14 protein-coding genes and 1 pseudogene are annotated in these 16,702 nt (G+C 59.7%); 9 read left to right on the top strand and 6 right to left on the bottom strand.

What is annotated here, in order from left to right:
- Positions 1–40: 40 nt before the first annotated feature.
- A complete protein-coding gene (locus ACOYW2_RS05235; protein ID WP_482417146.1) occupies positions 41–463 on the bottom strand; it encodes a hotdog fold thioesterase in 423 nt (140 codons plus the stop codon).
- A gap of 230 nt (positions 464–693) precedes the next feature.
- On the opposite strand from ACOYW2_RS05235, the gene cmoA reads away from it, so the two are divergent.
- From cmoA to ACOYW2_RS05190, 9 genes and pseudogenes are all read left to right on the top strand, one after another.
- On the top strand, positions 694–1,434 hold the full coding sequence (gene cmoA / locus ACOYW2_RS05230) for a carboxy-S-adenosyl-L-methionine synthase CmoA (protein WP_482769652.1): 741 nt from the start codon (positions 694–696) through the stop codon (positions 1,432–1,434).
- 2 nt (positions 1,435–1,436) lie between these two features.
- A complete protein-coding gene (cmoB, locus tag ACOYW2_RS05225) occupies positions 1,437–2,408 on the top strand; it encodes a tRNA 5-methoxyuridine(34)/uridine 5-oxyacetic acid(34) synthase CmoB (protein ID WP_482769651.1) in 972 nt (323 codons plus the stop codon).
- 9 nt (positions 2,409–2,417) lie between these two features.
- Positions 2,418–2,948, top strand: coding sequence for a hypothetical protein (locus ACOYW2_RS05220; protein ID WP_482769650.1), 531 nt, complete (start codon positions 2,418–2,420; stop codon positions 2,946–2,948).
- A 102-nt stretch (positions 2,949–3,050) separates the two neighbouring features.
- Positions 3,051–3,296 (top strand): hypothetical protein, encoded by a 246-nt coding sequence (locus tag ACOYW2_RS05215; protein ID WP_482421998.1) that lies wholly within the window; start codon positions 3,051–3,053, stop codon positions 3,294–3,296.
- A gap of 91 nt (positions 3,297–3,387) precedes the next feature.
- Positions 3,388–4,320 carry a DMT family transporter gene (locus ACOYW2_RS05210; protein WP_180145757.1) on the top strand — a complete coding sequence of 311 codons (933 nt, stop codon included), beginning with the start codon at positions 3,388–3,390 and terminating at the stop codon, positions 4,318–4,320.
- Between the two features lie 551 nt (positions 4,321–4,871).
- The gene (locus ACOYW2_RS05205) at positions 4,872–6,836 is read left to right on the top strand and encodes a HAMP domain-containing protein (RefSeq protein ID WP_482769649.1); all 1,965 of its coding nucleotides are present in this window, start codon (positions 4,872–4,874) and stop codon (positions 6,834–6,836) included.
- On the top strand, positions 6,833–7,708 hold the full coding sequence (locus tag ACOYW2_RS05200) for a methyl-accepting chemotaxis protein (protein ID WP_482769648.1): 876 nt from the start codon (positions 6,833–6,835) through the stop codon (positions 7,706–7,708). The genes ACOYW2_RS05205 and ACOYW2_RS05200 overlap by 4 nt, the downstream gene beginning before the upstream one ends.
- 422 nt (positions 7,709–8,130) lie before the next feature.
- Positions 8,131–8,766, top strand: coding sequence for a zinc-binding metallopeptidase family protein (locus ACOYW2_RS05195; protein WP_482769647.1), 636 nt, complete (start codon positions 8,131–8,133; stop codon positions 8,764–8,766).
- 15 nt (positions 8,767–8,781) lie between these two features.
- Positions 8,782–9,408, top strand: a pseudogene (locus ACOYW2_RS05190) (hypothetical protein); the annotation flags it as partial.
- A gap of 67 nt (positions 9,409–9,475) precedes the next feature.
- Here ACOYW2_RS05190 and ACOYW2_RS05185 read toward each other — a convergent pair.
- From ACOYW2_RS05185 to ACOYW2_RS05165, 5 genes are all read right to left on the bottom strand, one after another.
- The gene (locus ACOYW2_RS05185) at positions 9,476–10,237 is read right to left on the bottom strand and encodes a hypothetical protein (RefSeq protein ID WP_482769646.1); all 762 of its coding nucleotides are present in this window, start codon (positions 10,235–10,237) and stop codon (positions 9,476–9,478) included.
- Positions 10,238–10,437: 200 nt separating this feature from the next.
- Positions 10,438–12,627 carry a catalase/peroxidase HPI gene (gene katG, locus ACOYW2_RS05180; RefSeq protein WP_482769645.1) on the bottom strand — a complete coding sequence of 730 codons (2,190 nt, stop codon included), beginning with the start codon at positions 12,625–12,627 and terminating at the stop codon, positions 10,438–10,440.
- 521 nt (positions 12,628–13,148) lie between these two features.
- The gene (locus tag ACOYW2_RS05175) at positions 13,149–14,258 is read right to left on the bottom strand and encodes an aminomethyl transferase family protein (RefSeq protein WP_482769644.1); all 1,110 of its coding nucleotides are present in this window, start codon (positions 14,256–14,258) and stop codon (positions 13,149–13,151) included.
- An 832-nt stretch (positions 14,259–15,090) separates the two neighbouring features.
- Entirely contained in the window at positions 15,091–15,891 is an 801-nt protein-coding gene (locus tag ACOYW2_RS05170; RefSeq protein WP_482769643.1) for a dihydropteroate synthase, read from the bottom strand.
- 168 nt (positions 15,892–16,059) lie between these two features.
- Positions 16,060–16,698: a corrinoid protein gene (locus ACOYW2_RS05165; RefSeq protein WP_482769642.1), complete on the bottom strand. Its 639-nt coding sequence runs from the start codon at positions 16,696–16,698 to the stop codon at positions 16,060–16,062.
- Positions 16,699–16,702: the final 4 nt, after the last annotated feature.

Below are 16,702 nucleotides of genomic sequence, written 5' to 3'. Positions count from 1 at the left end.
GGCTAAAGGCTAAAGGAACATAGCCTTGGACCTGGGTCTGTCAATACGCAAGGATGGCTGCGGTCATGCGGATGGCCGAGATCAGGGTATCCTCGCCGTCGGTGACACGCACGTCCCAGACGTGGTTGCGGCGCCCCAGGTGAAAGGGCCTGCAGGTGCCGTACACCCAGCCATCTTTGGCGCTGCGGATATGGCTGGCGCTGATTTCGGTGCCCACCACCCCGTGGGTGTTTAAATCGACACACAGGGCAGAGGCAATACTGGCAAGGGATTCGCCCAGCACGCAGGTGGCGCCCCCGTGGAGGAGCCCGGCGGGCTGACGTGTCCGATCATCCACGGGCATGCGGCCCTTGAGCCAGTCATCGCCCATGGCCACCAGCTCAATTCCAAGGTGGCGGAGCATGGCCACCTCCACAACGGGTTTTACCTCCTCAAGAGTCACTGCCTGATGCCAGATATGCATGGTCTCCCCCGATTTCAAATGGTAAGTGCGGCCCAAATCCTCCTTGACACCCGCCTTGCGATTGGTAATAAAGGTCTGTTGCGGTTTTCCATCATGAATCGGTTTTCCTTTTTTTTCAACTATTAATGATGGATCCTCCCCGTATCCTGCAGGCCGGTTTCCGCTCTATTTATTTCGTTTTCCGGAAATCCGGTGCACCAAGGACATCACGAGACCATGAGTCAGAACATATGAGTCAGGACACGATTTACTCCAAAAAGCTGCCCTCCGTGCCACCCTTCGAGTTCAACGAAAACGTGGCCGGGGTCTTCAACGACATGATCCACCGCTCGGTGCCCCTCTACCGGGAGACGGTGAAACGACAGGCCCAGCTCGCCGCCCGGTTTTATAAGGAGAACACGTCGATCATCGACCTGGGTTGCTCAAACGGCAACTTCGGCATGCGCCTGCTCCACGAAATGGGCAAGCGCCCCCTGCGCATGGTGGCCGTGGATAACTCCGCCCCCATGCTGGAAATCTATCAGGAGCGCCTGGACAACCATCCGGCTGGGGACCAGATCGAGCTCATCCGGGCCAACATCCAGGATCTGGATCTGGAGGCCGCTTCGGTGGTGGTGCTGAATCTCACCCTGCAGTTCCTCCCCGTTGCCGAGCGGGATGCCCTCATCGCACGGATCTACGACGCCCTGACCCCCGGCGGGATTCTGCTCATCACCGAAAAGGTGATCCATGAAGAGCAGGTGCTCACGGACCTGCAACAGGAGTTCTACTACCGGTTCAAAGGGGAGAACGGCTACTCCAACCTGGAGATCAGCCAGAAGCGGGATGCCCTGGAGAATGTCCTGATCCCCGAAACCGTGGAGACCCATACGGCGCGGTTCAACGCCGCCGGTTTCACCAAGGTGGACATCTGGCAGAAGTGGTTTCACTTCACCAGTTTTATCTGCATGAAAGACGAGAAAGAGACGTAAAGATGGACGCGTTGCTGCACGACCTGACACGACTGGGCCTGGAGCCGGCCCGGGAGGGCCTTTCCGCCCTCATCGAAGAGAAAATGGCCCTGGTGGGCCGAGACTTCGGCAATGAAAAGAAATTCCGCGCCATTGTGGAGGCCCTGCCCGACATGTTCGGAGAAGGCATCGACATCACGGGCAGGCGGGTCAGCGTGATCCCCAGGGACGACCACGCCCCGGAGGAGATGGACGCCCTGCTTACCGGACTCCAGGACTTAAGGCCCTGGCGCAAGGGCCCCTACGGCCTCTTCGGCATCGACATCGACACCGAATGGAACTCAGACGTCAAATGGGACCGGCTGGCGGATCACATCGCCCCCCTTGAAGGGCGGCGCGTGCTGGACATCGGAGCCAGCTCCGGGTACTACATGTTCCGCATGGCCGCAGGCCAGCCCGAGATGGTCCTGGGCATCGACCCCCAGATCCTCTTCTACTTCCAGTACCTGGCCCTCCAGAAATACCTCCAGATCCCGGACCTCTATTTCATCCCCGCAAAGATGGAAGAGCTGCCCCCCATGGGCCGTTACTTCGACACCATCTTCTGCATGGGGGTCATCTACCACCGCAAGTCTCCGGTGGATACCCTGCGGGAGATCCGCAGCTGTCTGCGCCCCGGAGGCGAGCTGGTCATGGAGACCCTGATCATCGAGGGCGACTCCGAGACCGCCCTCTTCCCCGAGGATCGCTACGCAAAGATGCGCAACGTCTTTTTCATCCCCACGGTCCCGTGTCTGGCCAACTGGCTGAAGCGTGCCGGGTTCACCAACATCCGCTGCGTTAACGTCTCCCCCACCACCCTTGCCGAGCAGCGCAAGACCGACTGGGTAACCACCGAATCGCTGGAAATGTTCCTCGATCCCGAGGACCCCACCAAAACCGTGGAAGGCTACCCCGCGCCCATCCGGGCCGTGGTCCTTGCCGACGCCGAATAAAGGAGCCCCATGTCCACAGCAGAAAAACGGGACGAAACCCTTCAAACCATGAGCGAAAACCTGGCGGCCTTTGCCGTGGACCGGGAGGACCTCAAGCAGCTCCTGGCCACCCTGCCCGAAGACGACACCATCAAGAAGGTAACCGTGGAGTATGAACTGCAGCTCCTGAAAATCATCAGCGCGGGGTGGGCCGTCAGCGTCTACATGGACGGCAAAAAAGAGAAGGATGCCCTGGCCGAACGGTTCTGGCTCATTATCCGCGAGTTCTCCAAGACCCTCAGCGAGACCCTGCACCTCACCACCGGAGCGGACGTGGACTACTTCGACACCCTGAAGCAACGGTTCGACACCTACCTGGCCGCCATCAAAAAAGCAGGCAAAGGAGAGCCCACCCAGGCCGTAGGCCCCGAGTTCGCCAGCCTCTGCGACTGCCCGGACAATCCCTTTGTCACCTTGAACGGAGCCCGCATCTTCCACCTCACCGTCACCGCGGTGCAGGAGTACGTGGCCACCGTGACCATTGTCCCCGAGTCGTCCTGATCCCCTCAACCTTTGGCCTTTAACCTTTAGCCCTTAGCCTTTGGCCCTTTAACCCTGTTTACCCTTGACCTTTAGCCTTCGGCCCCAAACTATAGAGGTATTATGTACGCCCGCGACCACGACCACCTCCTCGACCTGATGCGCGAACACCCGGACGCCACCCCTTCCACCTTCCTGGCGGACAGCTCTTACGCATCCTGGCTATACGACCACAGCGATCTCCGACGCTTGAAATCCGCCATGCAGGGGGACCCGGATCCCGAAGCCATGGACCGCTGGGACCTCTCCCCCGGTCTCTGGCGGGAACAGGTGGCCATGGCCCTGCTGGCCCTGACCCGCAAACCCTGACCCAACCACGGCGAACACATGACCCTTTTTGCCTTCGACGAGCCAGTCAGGCAGCGACACGCTTTTTTTACAGAGACGAAAGAGAGACATAATGTCGGCAGTCAGCCAAAAAATAGGTGCCTACTTCGTGGCCATGGCAGCCATGATGTGGGGATTTGACGCGGTGGTACTCACACCCCGCATGTACAACCTGGACGTGGCTTACGTGGTCTTTATGCTCCACGCCCTTCCCTTTGCCGTGATGCAGCCCATCCTCTTCCGGGAGTATGCCTGGCTGCGCAAAATGCGCCCCAGCGACCTGACCTTTCTCTTTCTTGTCTCCCTCTTCGGCGGTGCCATCGGGACCCTGGCCATTGTCAAGGCCCTGTTCCTGGTGGAGTTCAAGCACCTCACCGTGGTGGCCCTGCTCCAAAAACTCCAACCGATCTTTGCCATTCTCCTGGCCCGACTCGTGCTGAAGGAACGCTTCAGCAGGCACTTTCTTCTCTGGAGCGTCGTGGCCATCATCGGCGGCTACTTTCTCACCTTTGAGTTCCACGTTCCCAGCCTGGCCCACAACGGCAAGATGCTTCCCGCATCCCTGTTTGCGCTTTTGGCAGCCTTCTCCTTCGGCAGCGCCACGGTCTTCGGCAAGCGGATCTTAGGACTCCTTCCGTTTCAGACCGCCCTGTTTTTCCGCTACGGCCTGACCACCCTCATCATGCTGGTGATGGTCCTGTCAACGGGGGCCCTGTCCCAGCTTGCCGTCACCACCCAGACCAACTGGATCTTCTTCTGCATCATCGGCCTGACCACGGGAAGTGGGGCCATTTTGCTCTACTACTACGGCCTGCGGCACATCACCGCCGGAGTGGCCACCATCTGCGAGCTGCTCTTTCCCATCTCCAGCATCCTTTTCGACTACGTCTTCAACGGCAACGTCCTCTCCCCCGTCCAGTGGGTGAGCGCCTCGGCCATGCTCTTTGCCATCTACCGCATCGGCACAGCGCCCCCGGTCAAGGCATCACACACCGCGTCGACCTGATCCCGCGACACACGCCCGGACCACCTCTTTTTCCCGCATCAGATGATGATGACAGGCGCGGCAATAACACGCCGCGACCTGTTCCCGTTGGACGACGCCGTCGCCCGCTGCCAAGCCCCTTCCCATTCCCGCCCCACGGCCCCGACCGGCACGCCCCTGCCTTCGATGGTCAAAGTCAGCTCAAAAAGCGTATCTCCGACGCTCAGCGGCCATGTTGACGAAGTCATCGCGCCCCCGCGATTTCATTTAAACTGAATATCACGCTAAAACCACAACACAACTTACTAGCTTTCCTTACACCCGCACAAAAATCCACCGCCCGTTTCAATTTCATATTCAGCAATCCACATGCCTCGCCGATATACACCCCAATGTCTTGAAGCGCCCTGTGCCCTTGCGTTAAAAACACGTTTAAATAAGAGGATTATCGGTTGACAGACCTGTTGTTTTTTCCAAAAAAAACGTGCCGTAGCCCAATGCAAGCTTCGACATAAACTAGGACAACCCGCAAGAAAGTGCTTCGGCATATCATGTAAAGGAGAAAGGCATTCATGCTGAAAAACATCAAGCTTGGCCCCAAACTCGTTTCCGTCTTCCTGTTGGTGGGCGTCATCCCCCTTCTGCTTGTGACGTTCCTGCTTGCAGATAGAGCTGATACCGCCCTCTCCCGCCAGGCCTTTGATCAGCTCACCAGCCTGCGGTCCGTGAAAAAAAAGCAGGTGGAGGCCTACTGGACGGAAAAGCAGAATCACATGCAAACCCTCCTGGAGGTGGTGGATGCCAATTACCAGGCAGCCTTTGACAAGCTCGACAGCATCCAGGAGTTAAAGCGCTCCTGGGTCGAATCGTTTTTCAATGGCGTCCGCCAGGACATCACCGTCTTGTCCGGCGGCAGTGACGTGAATCGGGCCCTTTTCGGCTTTTTATCCTATGGCCTCAACCAGGGTGTGGAGGCAGACGGATCCTTTCCCGTGGAGACGCCTGCCTACCAGGCCATCCGAAACCGCGTATCCGGTCCCCTCACCGAGTTTGCACGTACGAGAGGGTACAGTGACCTCCTTCTCATGGACGCCCGAAGCGGCCACGTCGTGTTCTCCGTGGCAATGGAGCCGGATCTCGGCACCAACCTCCTCACGGGCCCCCATCGGGATCAGGGACTCTCGGAGCTTTTTCGCCGGGTCGTTGCAAGCGGAAAAACCGCGGTCAGCGACTTCTCCCCGTACGCCCCCAGCGGTGGGGCCCAGGCCGCCTTCATCGGTGCTCCGATCCACAACGCAGACGGTGACATAGCTGGGGTGGTGGCCCTTCAGATTCCCCACGACCAGATCAACGCCATCGTGCAGAAAAAAAGCGGAATGGGAAGCTCCGGTGAGACCTACCTCGTGGGTCGCAGCGGTGGCCAGACAGCTTTTCGCAGCGACATGCTCACCATGGGGGACGGTGCGTATGTAATCGGTGCCCCCATCGACACACCGTACATCCACATGGTGATGGAAGGAGAAAGCGAGCGCGGCGTCTACACCGACTCCAGGGGGAAGCTGGTCATGGTAGCAGCCGACCCTTTGCGCATCCCCGGCCTCTCATGGGGGTGCGTCACCAAGGTCGATCTGGAGGAGGCCATCACTCCGGGAGACACCGAGGGCCAGGGTGACTTTTACGCCCGATTCACACGGGAATACGGTTACTACGACCTCTTTCTCATCCACCCCGAAGGCAGCATCTTCTACTCCGTCACCCATGAAGCCGACTTCGGCACCAACATCCTCACCGGCCCCTATGCGAACAGCGGCCTGGGCCGCCTGACCCGAAAGGCCATGGACACCAACCGGTTCGCCATGGAGGATTTTTATCCCTATGCCCCCAGCAACGGGGAACCCGCCGCCTTCATCGCCCAGTCCGTGGTGCACGGGGGAAACGTGGAGCTGGTGGTGGCCCTTCAGCTCTCCATTCACCGCATCAACACGATCATGCAGCAAAGAGAAGGCCTGGGCCAAAGCGGAGAGACCTACCTGGTGGGCTCTGACCGCCTGATGCGGTCCGACTCCCGGCTGGCGCCGGAGACCCACTCGGTGAAGGCCTCCTTTGCCGACCCGGCCAGCGGCAGCGTCAACACCGAAGCCGTAAACCAAGCGCTTTCCGGCAACTCGGACACCCACATCATCCACGACTACAACGGAAACCCTGTGCTCTCGGCCTGGGCCCCGGTCTCCCTGGGGGACATCACCTGGGCCATCATCGCCGAGGTGGATGAATCCGAGGCTCTGGCCGCGGTTTCCACCATGAAGCGCCTCGCCCTTCTCATGGCTGCGGTGGCAACCGGCCTGGTCATCCTGGCCGGAACCCTCTTGGCCCGTTCCATTGCAAAACCCGTTGCAGGGGCGGCCACCTATGCCGAAACCCTGTCCAAGGGCGACTTCAGCACCACCCTCGACATTCACAGAAACGACGAGGTGGGCCAGCTTATCCGGGGGCTGACATCGGTACGGCCATTCTTCGCACCATGGTGGGCCGGGTGATCAATGGGGTGGGTGTCCTTGAGAGCACGGCCACGGACCTTGCGGGGATCTCCGATGCAACCACCCGGGACGCAGCCGACACCAACGACCGCTCCTCCACAGTTGCCGGAGCAGCCGAAGAGCTCAGCACCGGGCTCTCCGGCGTGGCCGCCGCCATGGAGCAGTCCACCACCAACATCGGATCGGTTGCCACGGCCACGGAGCAGCTCAACAGCACCATCACCGAAGTGGCCCGCCGGTCGGAAGAGGCCCGATCCACCTCGGACAGCGCCGTGGAAAAGGCCAGGACCTCCTCAGCGCGCATCGGAGACCTGGCCAATGCCGCAGACAACATCGGTCAGGTCACCGACGTCATCGCCGAGATCTCCCAGCAGATCAACCTGCTGGCCCTCAACGCCACCATCGAGGCAGCCCGGGCCGGAGAGTCGGGCAAAGGCTTTGCCGTGGTGGCCAATGAGATCAAGGACCTCGCCGCCCAGACCGCGGATGCCACCCAGCAGATCAAGGAACGCATCGACGAAGTTCAGGACTCCTCGGCCTCCACCATTCAGGAGATGGAAGGGGTGACCCGGGTCATTGAGACCATCCACGACACCGTGGGCTCCATTGCCACGGCCATCGAAGAGCAGTCCATCGCCACCGGGGAGATCGCCGAAAACATCAGTCAGGCATCCCAGGGGATCGACGAGGTCAACGAAGGGATTGCAGGCTCCTCCCTTGCCGCCGGGGAGATCACCAGGGACATTGCAGGGGTCCACGCAGCCGCCGGAAGCATCGACGCGGCCAGCCGAAGGACGCGGGAACGTGTCTCCGAGCTGGAATCCCTCACCGCCGAGTTGACCCAGATGAGCCAGGCGTTTAAAATCAACTAATCGCCATAAAACAACACGTCAGTTGCCTCCGGCGGCGAGGGTGGTGAAACCACTATAGCGAAAACACCTCGAAAGCATATAGCCCTTGCGCTTTGTCCCTCGTTCCTCGGGCCAAAGCGCAAGGGCCTTCGGCTCGGGCTTCGCCCTACACAAACGCCGATGGTTTACGCGTGTTGGTTCACAAGCTTCGAGGTAACAGGTACGTTGCTGCTACTTGTCCATTGTAGATCTACCCGCACGGCCTCCGGCGGGTCGCTTTTTGAAAAAAGCTCCGCAAAAACGTTCCGGAAACCAAAGCGTCTATCTTCAGTCGCGGCAAGACTGGAGATAAACGTATAGCGGTGGCCGCCCCGTTGCCTCCGACCCTGCCCCGTGGTATGACACAGACACCACCATCCACCCATGCCCAAAGGGGAATAAACATGCCCTGTGACCCGCTCAAAGACGCCGTCTTCCAGGCCATCGATGCTCAACAAGAGACCCTCATCGCCCTGGGGGAAACCCTTTATGCCCAGCCGGAACTGGGATACCGGGAGCATGTTGCCACCCGGGAGGTGGCAGGCCTTTTTAAACGCCACGGCTTTGAGGTGGAAGAGAACATTGCCGTCACCGGCATGCTGGCCAAACCGAAAGCCTCCCGGCCCGGTCCGGTGGTCTCGGTCCTCGGCGAGCTTGATGCCATTGTCTGTGCCGAGCATCCCCATGCCGACCCGGTTACCGGGGCTGTCCACGCCTGCGGGCACCACATTCAGGTGGCCATCATGGCCGGCGTGGCCCTGGGCCTCAAGGCCGCCGGGGCCTTTGACCTCTTGGACGGATCCGTCAACTTCATGGCCGTTCCCGCCGAAGAGTTCGTGGAGATGGCCTTTCGTGCCCGCCTGAAACAGGAAGGGAAAATAACCTGGTACGGAGGCAAGCAGGAGCTGATCCACAAGGGCTATTTTGACACCACGGACATCGCCATGATGACCCACGCCCTGGACCTGGGCCCCGGTCCCTCCGCCGTCATCGGGGCCACGGGCAACGGGTTCATCGGCAAAGAGATCCGTTTATGGTAGGGTGTCCACGCGGGTGCGGCTCCCCACGATGGAGTCAACGCCCTCAACGCTGCCATGCTGGCCATGATGAACATCCACGCCCAGCGGGAAACCTTCCGGGACGAAGACCACATTCGCGTGCACCCCATCCTCACCAAGGGAGGAGATGCGGTCAATGTCGTTCCGGCGGACGTGTGCATGGAAAGCTTTGTCAGGGGCCGCACCATTCCCGGCATGCAGGATGCTTCCCGAAAAGTGGACCGCGCCATCCAGGCCGGGGCCATGGCCGTGGGCGCCGCCTCCACCATCCACAGCATGCCCGGCTACCTGCCCCTCCTCACCGTGCCCGGGCTGGACGCCCTGTTCAAGGAAAACGCCCTGCCCTTCTGCGGTTCCCGCATCATCGACGGGGCGGAATTTGCAGGTTCTTTTGACATGGGGGACCTTCAACCTATTGCCTGCACCCGTTCACCGGCGGGGTCTCCGGCAACATCCACACCCGGGAATTCCAGGTCACGGACATGGCCTCGGCTGTCCTCTTTCCGGCCAAGGCCCTTGCAGGAACCCTCATCGACCTGCTCCGGGACGGCGCAAAAAAGGGAAAAGCCATCATCGACGGCTTTTCCCCGAGACTCACCAAAACCCAATACCTCAACTACCTGAACACAACCCTTGAAACACGCCGAATGAACGGGCCCGCAGACAAAGAAAAGTAACTATTCATGGGATCTCAATACTTGAATCGCAAGCCTGTTCCCACCCCCCAGTCATAGGGCTTGTCGCCCCCGACCCCCACAAGGCCATCCAGGTACAGGGCAATCCTTTCATTGATGTGCTTGCCGAGCTGCAATTCCGCATTTGCCGGGATGGCTTCATCATTTTCCCAGTCCACGGGAACCTTGGCATCCAGCTTGATCCATACCTGTTTGGGCAATGGCCTCAACACGATCACGCGGAAGGCCGTGGTGTTCACGTCTTCCCCACTGTAGCTGAGATAGTGCTGGACCAGTGGAATCAACATGGTGCCGCTCTGGAAGCCCAAAGCGATGCCGGCAAAGGGACCGATCTGATCGGCCCCTGTGCCGATGCCTTTGTCCAGATCTCCCAGATCAACGATCCAGTCAAAGCCAAAGGCGATGCGATACTTCAAATCCCCCCAGATCCCTTCCGACGGAAAAAAGATCCCCTTCACCAGGGCGGACTCGAAATCCTTTTCGCTGCTCCCGGTCACGTTGGTCTCCCAGTAGTGGAGTTCGTACTTGATCTTCACCTTCTCGTGGGCCATGAACGCGCCGTCAATGGAGAAATCATTCACGTGACCGCTGTCCAGGTCCAAGTACTGCCACCTCAGATCGGTGTTCTTGACCTTTGCAAGGGGGTTACTGGCGTTTTCCCGTTTCGCCTGCTCGGCAACCGCAACCAAGGCACTCGACAAAAGCAGCGCACACACAGAGAAAGAGGCCACAAGGCATCGAACCATGCGTCTTTTCATGGGTATTCTCCCAGTCAACCGGATGTAATGGCGACATTGACCAACGCCACGCAGATGCCGCTCTGTTGTGGACCAGGGCGTTCAACGCCCCCAGCCCGGTGCCCCTTCCCATGTGCGGCAAACGGTATGCCGAACACCGGAAGGGGCGATGCAAAGGGCGATTACAGGCCGCCTTCACCCTGGTTTCCCCGCGCCTCAATTCAGGCAAGGTCAAAGCGATCCAAGTTCATGACCTTGTCCCATGCAGCCACAAAGTCGTTCAGGAACCTCTCCTGGGAATCCCCGCACCCATACACCTCGGAGATGGCCCGAAGCTGGGAGTTGGACCCGAAGACGAGATCAACCCGGGTGCCCGTCCATTTCCGCTCTCCGGTTTCCCGGTCCACGCCGTCGAACACATCGGCGTCGTCGGAGGTGGGCTTCCACTCGGTGCCCATGTCCAGCAGGTTCACAAAGAAATCGTTGGTGAGGGCCCCAGGCCGATGGGTAAAGACGCCGTGGGAGGATTGACCGGTGTTGGCCCCCAGAACCCTGAGACCGCCCACGAGCACCGTCATCTCCGGTGCGGTGAGGGTAAGCAGTTGGGCCCGGTCCACCAGCAGCTCTTCGGCCCGCACGGAAAATTTACCTTTAAGGTAGTTGCGGAACCCGTCGGCAACCGGCTCCAGCACCGAAAACGATGCCACGTCGGTCTGCTCCGGGGAAGCGTCCGTGCGTCCGGGAGAAAAGGGAACGACAATCTCATAGCCGGTTTTCCTGACTGCCTGCTCGATACCGGCGCAGCCCCCCAGCACGATCACATCGGCAAGAGACACCTTTTTACCGCCGGACTGGATAAACACCTGCCGGACCTCCTCCAGGGTGTCCAGCACCCCCTTCAGCGCAATGGGCTCATTGACCGCCCAGTCCTTCTGGGGCGCAAGGCAAATCCGAGCACCGTTGGCCCCGCCGCGCTTGTCCGAGCCCCGGAACGTGGACGCAGAGGCCCAGGCCGTTGTCACAAGCTGGGAAATCGACAAACCCGAGGCCAGGATCTTGCCCTTGAGGGCCTCGATATCCCGGTCGTCGATGAGTTCATGGTCCGCCGGAGGCACCGGGTCCTGCCAGATAAGGGCTTCTTCCGGGACCTCAGGACCCAGATAGCGGGAGCGGGGCCCCATGTCCCGGTGGGTCAGCTTGAACCAGGCCCTGGCAAAGGCGTCGGCAAAGGCCTCCGGGTCTTTGTGGAACCGCCGGGCAATGGGCTCGTAGATGGGGTCCATGCGAAGGGAAAGGTCGGCGGTTGTCATGATGGTCGTCACCTGCTTTGACGCATCATGGGCTGACGGGGCCAGGTCCTTTTCATCGGGGTTGACCGGTACCCACTGCCAGGCACCGGCAGGACTTTTGACCAGGTTCCAGTCATAGCCGAAGAGCATGTCGAAATAGCCCATGTCCCACTGGGTGGGTTTCGGGGTCCACGCCCCTTCGATGCCGCTGCTGATGGTGTCGTCCCCGTGCCCGCTCTTGAACCCGCTCTTCCAGCCGAGCCCCTGTTCTTGAATACCCGCGCCTTCGGGTTCCGGCCCCACATGGGTGGGGCTGCCCGCGCCGTGGCACTTGCCGAAGGTGTGGCCGCCCGCCACCAGGGCCACGGTCTCTTCATCGTTCATGGCCATGCGCGCAAAGGTCTCGCGCACATCGTGGCCGGAAGCCACGGCATTGGGCTCGCCGTTGGGCCCTTCGGGGTTGACGTAGATCAGGCCCATCTGCACAGCGGCAAGGGGGTTTTCCAGATTCCGCTCACCGCTGTAGCGGGTATCGCCGAGCCACTCGGTCTCGGTGCCCCAGTAAATATCTTCTTCCGGTTCCCACACATCCTCGCGCCCGCCGCCAAACCCAAAGGTCTTAAACCCCATGGACTCTAAGGCGCAGTTGCCTGCCAGAATCATGAGGTCCGCCCAGGAGAGCTTCCTGCCGTACTTCTGCTTGACGGGCCAGAGCAGACGACGAGCCTTGTCCAGGTTCACGTTGTCCGGCCAGCTGTTGATGGGTGCCAGGCGCTGGTTTCCGGTACCTGCCCCGCCGCGGCCGTCTCCGGTGCGGTAGGTCCCTGCGCTGTGCCAGGCCATGCGGATAAAAAGACCGCCGTAATGGCCGTAATCCGCAGGCCACCACCCCTTGGAGTCGGTCATCAACGCGTAGAGGTCTTGTTTCACTGCCGCAAGGTCCAGTGCCTTGAACTCTTCGGCGTAGTTAAACGCCTCGCCCATGGGATTGACCAGATGAGAATTCTGATGAAGCATCTTCAGATTCAGCTGATTCGGCCACCAATCCTTGTTGGATGTTCCTCTGCCCGCAGCCGGGCTGCCGGTTTTGCCCGTCACCGGGCACTTGCTGGCGTCGCTCATGATCCGTCTCCTTTAAGGCTGTTGGTTGGACACGCATGGTTATTGATCCATGATTTGTGCATCATCATCCGTCGAAAGAAGCAAAAAAAGCGGTGGAAGGTCCCAGCAGAGAAGCCTGGGTTTATGTAGCGCGAATCCCATATGGGCAGAGCAGAGGATTAAATGGACGGGAGGCCTTGCCTCCCTGAGAGGAGCTTTAGAAACGGGAAACGTTTTTTGTATGAAACCGGTAAGAACCCGGGTGGTCGGGGTCGGTCACAGGGCGTCCCCGGACACGGCATGGCGGTGAAGAAAAGCAGGCGGCCCCGGAGCCTCCGACCGGGTGGCATATGCCCTGTTACCGGACGGAAGCCGTGCAGCACTGAAGGCATAGTATCACATTGATATAGTGGGTTAAAACAGTTTAGCCCACAAAAACGCCCAAAGCACATTCGCTGACCTCACAAAAAACACGTGCCCCTCGGAACACCGAACGGCACGTGTTGGTCAGTTTTCAGAACCCATGGGGGATTTGCTGCCGGTTATTTGGCTTTTACCCGCTCCTTCTTGGGATCGTAAACGGGGAAGGCCACCACCGTACCGGTGCAGGCCCCCTTGTCTCCAACGATCTCCACCCTGGTGCCCACGGCCGAACATTCGGGTTTCAGGCAGCAGAAGGCCAGGGATTTGTTCAGGTTCACGGAGTAAGCCGGCTTGCCGTTGACGCTTCCCGCCTCCTGGCCGTCCACCAGCAACGTTTCGCCGCCTTCAAGGGCTTCATCGATATCCGCTTCAATGCCGCACAGAAGGAAGCGCTCTTTTCCCTTGGCTGCCAGCACGGCCTCTTTGCCGCGGTAGTCGGCCTCTTTTTCAGGATGGATCACCCAGCCCAGCCCCACTTCCCATGGGGTCTTCTCCATGAGGTCAAACCTTCGCCAGACAAGGCCCGCTTCGATGCGGAGGGTAAAAATACTGGAGAGGGAGCAGGGAATGATCCCCAGGTCCTGTCCCTTTTCGTAGAGGTTGTCCCAGATGGTGCAGATGGTGTCGGGGCGGGCAAAAATCTCATACCCGCGCTCGCCGGAGAAGCCCGTGCGGGAGATGACGCAGGGGCAGCCGAAGAGCTCGGTCTCCTGATGGTTGAAGTATTTCAGGGCGGGAAGGTCCATGGGGGTGTATTCGTTGAGAAACTCATGGGCCATGGGGCCCTGGACCGAAACCAGGTGAACGGCATCATCCACATCTACCTCGGCGTCCAAGCCCTCACAGGAGGCCTCCACCATCTTGCGGGCGCACCCGTCACCGTGCCAGACCAGATACTCATCGTTGCCCATGTTAAAGGCGATGCCGTCGTCACAAATGGTCCCGTCATCCCGGAGGAAGGGGCCGTATTTGGAGGTGCCGGGCTTCAGCCTGGTCATGTCGTGGGTCATGGCATGGTTCAGTGCTTTGGCGGCGTCTTTTCCCCTGACGTAAAACTTAAGGAACGCGGTCAGATCGTACATGCCCGCCTTGGTGCGCACCGCGTTGTGCTCATCTTGGGGATCGGTGCTGTAGGACATGGGAACGGCCATGCGGATATATTCCTGGAGGCTGCCTCCCAGGTCGATATGGCGGCAGGTCAGTGCGGAAGTTCTCATGATTTTGGTCATCTTTTACTCCTTGTCTGATGGTGCGCGTTACAGGCGTCACACCGGGGTGACGCCGGTCGTTCCTTTGATTGGTAAGGTGCGGCACAACGGGCAGATGCCGGGATGCCGCAATGCCGGGTGAATCCCCGGCGGCCAGGGGAGCTCGCCGGGGATTCGTGTTCATCGGCTGCCGCTAAAGGATAGTCGGGGAAGGCTGCCGTCTGTGGTGCCCCGGGACGCCGGCCGCTTGCTGTGATGCCGGAGCCATACGGAACGTGGATTGAACGTAGGTGGCACCCCCATGGTGCCGAGTACACCGGAGATGGTCCGCGGGCAAAGAAAAGCCGCCACGCCTTAGTCGATAATGGCAGCAGCCCGTGGTCCCGGTGCGTGATACCTCAAGGTAATATGCACGGGACGTGCCACGGACCTTACCCATCATATCTCGTCAAAATATCAACCCCTTACAACACCAGCCCCAACCAAGATCAAAACCACCGATGCATTTGTGCAAGTCTTGGCCCTCACCGCCTGCGTGTGCTGTGGGCACCAGACAGCCGAAACCCCCTTCAATTTGGCAGGTTGGACCTCACATCAACACAACCGACCAGGCTCAGGGAACAAAAGACAGCATGCAAAAACGCATCGGCCTTCCATAAAAGAGCCAAACGCCCTTTGAGCCAAGGGTGTTGACGATGCAAAAACCCATCGCCCCTGCAAGCCGACTGTGCCCGTCCCCCCCTTTCCTTTACCGACCAACCCAAAAAGCCTTCGCCGTCACGGGCTGCGTTCTTTATGCAGCACCTGTGCGGGCGAAGGCTTTGTATACACTTTTCTGGCTCGACGATTCGGATCAGGCCTTGATCTTACCCGAGCGGGTGCCTTTGAGATAGTTCATGCAGAAGGTGTCGTTGCCCCTGAGCATCTCGCAGGTGGCCAGCACCGCCATGAGCTCGGTATCCAAGGGGTCCATGATGGCCGAGTCAAACCCGCGGGCCATCATCATGGCCAGAAAGTTCCGGTTGACCATGCGGCGCTGGGGCAGGCCGAAGGAGATGTTGGAGAGGCCCCCTGTGGTGTGGACCCCCTCAAGGTCGGTCATGATGGTCGCCACGGCGTCCAAGGCCATGATGCCGTTGTTCACATCGACGCTCATGGGCTGAATCAGGGGATCGATAAAGATATCGTCCCTTGCCATGCCGATGGCCTCCAGCTCGGACACGAGGGTTGTGGCCCGATCCACAATGTCGGCTACGGTGCGGGGCATGCCCGAGTCATCCATGCACAAAGCGATGATGCTGCACTCCTTGCCTCTAAGAAACGAGATCATGGGGTCGAACCGGTCCTTCTCCAGGCTGATGGAGTTGATCATGGGCTTTTTCTCGGCCAGGCCGTAGGCCATCTCCAAAACCGCGGGGTCTGGGCTGTCCAGACACAGGGGAAGAGAGGTGGCCTGCTGCACCACGTCCATGAGCCAGCGCATGTCCTCCTCTTCATGGCCGATGCGGGCCCCGGCGTTGACATCGATGCAGGTAGCCCCACAGGCCTCCTGCTGCCTCACGTCCTCTATGATGTAATCGACGTCCCGGTCGACAACGGCGGCCTTTACGTTTTTCAGGGTGGTGTTGATTCTCTCTCCGATGACGGTAAACATGTGAGGGCCTCCTGGTGGTATGCCTTATCAAGGGTGGATGGATTTATTGAGTGAAAAACAGCCTCCGGCTGGGTCTCTTTTTGAAAAAAACGCCGTAAAAACGTTCCGGTTGCAAGGCATGTTCACGGGCAGAGCCCCGGAGCATGAGCATGCCCGGGGCCCGGGGAATCACCCGGCGGCCATGACGGATTTGGCCAGCTTTGTGGCGGAACCTGCATCCGGGGCGTACCCGTCGGCGCCGATTTCATCGGCAAACTCCTGGTTTACCGGGGCACCACCCACCAGGATCTTGACCTTATCCCGGAAGCCGGACTCTTCGAAGGTCTGGACGGTTTGGCGCATCATGGGCATGGTGGTGGTCAGCAAAGCGGAGAGGGCCACGATGTCTGCGTTGTGTTCCTTGGCAGCTTCGACAAAGGATTCCGGGGCCACATCCACACCCATTTCAATAATATTGAACCCGGCGCTTTCCAGCATCATGTGCACCAGGTTTTTGCCGATATCGTGGAGGTCTCCCTTGACCGTGCCCAGGACAATGGTCCCGGCGGCCGTAGTGTCCTCCTCGGAGAGCAGGGGCTTCAGGATCTCCACCGCGCAACCCATGGCCTGTGCGCTCATGATCACTTCGGGGATGAACATCTCCCCGGTCTCCATCTTGCCCCCGATCACATCCATGCCGGCGATGAGCCCCTTGTTGAGAACCTCGTGCGCCGGCATCCCGCCATCAAGCATCTCTTTGACCAGGGCCACGAGTTTGTCCCCGTCCCCTGAGAGCATCATGTCCAGAACCGGTGTGTAATCAGTCATTGCG

It is taken from the genome of Desulfoluna sp. CLI2B (assembly GCF_056847375.1).
This window is presented reverse-complemented; position numbering and strand designations above follow the sequence as displayed.

Excerpts from the sequence above, each read along its gene's own strand:
- ACOYW2_RS05235 (WP_482417146.1), bottom strand. The coding sequence starts at position 463 with ATGCATATCTGGCATCAGGCAGTGACTCTTGAGGAGGTAAAACCCGTT.
- cmoA (WP_482769652.1), top strand. The coding sequence starts at position 694 with ATGAGTCAGGACACGATTTACTCCAAAAAGCTGCCCTCCGTGCCACCC.
- cmoB (WP_482769651.1), top strand. The coding sequence starts at position 1,437 with ATGGACGCGTTGCTGCACGACCTGACACGACTGGGCCTGGAGCCGGCC.
- ACOYW2_RS05220 (WP_482769650.1), top strand. The coding sequence starts at position 2,418 with ATGTCCACAGCAGAAAAACGGGACGAAACCCTTCAAACCATGAGCGAA.
- ACOYW2_RS05215 (WP_482421998.1), top strand. The coding sequence starts at position 3,051 with ATGTACGCCCGCGACCACGACCACCTCCTCGACCTGATGCGCGAACAC.
- ACOYW2_RS05210 (WP_180145757.1), top strand. The coding sequence starts at position 3,388 with ATGTCGGCAGTCAGCCAAAAAATAGGTGCCTACTTCGTGGCCATGGCA.
- ACOYW2_RS05205 (WP_482769649.1), top strand. The coding sequence starts at position 4,872 with ATGCTGAAAAACATCAAGCTTGGCCCCAAACTCGTTTCCGTCTTCCTG.
- ACOYW2_RS05195 (WP_482769647.1), top strand. The coding sequence starts at position 8,131 with ATGCCCTGTGACCCGCTCAAAGACGCCGTCTTCCAGGCCATCGATGCT.
- ACOYW2_RS05185 (WP_482769646.1), bottom strand. The coding sequence starts at position 10,237 with ATGAAAAGACGCATGGTTCGATGCCTTGTGGCCTCTTTCTCTGTGTGT.
- katG (WP_482769645.1), bottom strand. The coding sequence starts at position 12,627 with ATGAGCGACGCCAGCAAGTGCCCGGTGACGGGCAAAACCGGCAGCCCG.
- ACOYW2_RS05175 (WP_482769644.1), bottom strand. The coding sequence starts at position 14,258 with ATGACCAAAATCATGAGAACTTCCGCACTGACCTGCCGCCATATCGAC.
- ACOYW2_RS05170 (WP_482769643.1), bottom strand. The coding sequence starts at position 15,891 with ATGTTTACCGTCATCGGAGAGAGAATCAACACCACCCTGAAAAACGTA.
- ACOYW2_RS05165 (WP_482769642.1), bottom strand. The coding sequence starts at position 16,698 with ATGACTGATTACACACCGGTTCTGGACATGATGCTCTCAGGGGACGGG.